The 622-nt window shown below is 65.0% G+C and carries 1 protein-coding gene; it reads right to left on the bottom strand.

Annotation, left to right across the window (positions count from 1 at the left end):
* Positions 1–524: hypothetical protein (locus tag KVT44_RS55525; protein WP_217576855.1), on the bottom strand; the 524-nt coding region annotated here is incomplete at its 3' end.
* Between the last annotated feature and the right edge of the window lie 98 nt (positions 525–622).

Raw genomic sequence — 622 nt, 5'->3', positions numbered from 1 at the left:
GCCCAGGAGAACACCCCCAGGAGGATGGAACGCCCGTGCTGCGTTGTGCGCACGGACAACGCAAACGGCGCGGCGAGTGCCGCGCGGGTGACCAACATGACCTGTTCGTCCTCAGAATGTCGACGCCCACCCGTGAGAAACCGGGGCGTTTCAAGGATCTTGACCCACTCGACCACTGCGTCTGCCACCTGGGCGCGCAAGGACTCTTCGATGCCCTTCCGGACGGCGGTCGCGGGATCATCGCCGAGCCAGCCAAGCCAGTGATCAGGATCAGTGAGCTTGCTGAAGTCGTCCTGTGGCACCCCGTGACGGAGATTCTCCTGGTACTCACCTGTCAGTTTCCCGCTGCTATCCACCAACCACGCGCCGCGGATTGCTTCGGGAGGTACGTAGCCGTTCGGGTCGTCGATATACGTCGGGTCGATCTCGGCGACGCTGCCACCGGGATTCTCGGCAGCCGCAGCCAGTAGCGTCGGCTCGTTCGGTATGCCCTTACGTCGGCTTCGCGAGCCAAAACGACCCACGTTCCCACCCCCACCGTTGCCCGCCCAGTTGACCGCGATTGTGCCGCACCGGTCAGGACCGCATGAGGGGGGTGCGCGTGACGACGACGGGTGGGTGG

The sequence above is a fragment of the Streptomyces sp. GbtcB7 genome, assembly GCF_019091445.1.
GTDB classification, from domain to species: domain Bacteria; phylum Actinomycetota; class Actinomycetes; order Streptomycetales; family Streptomycetaceae; genus Streptomyces; species Streptomyces mirabilis.
This window is presented reverse-complemented; position numbering and strand designations above follow the sequence as displayed.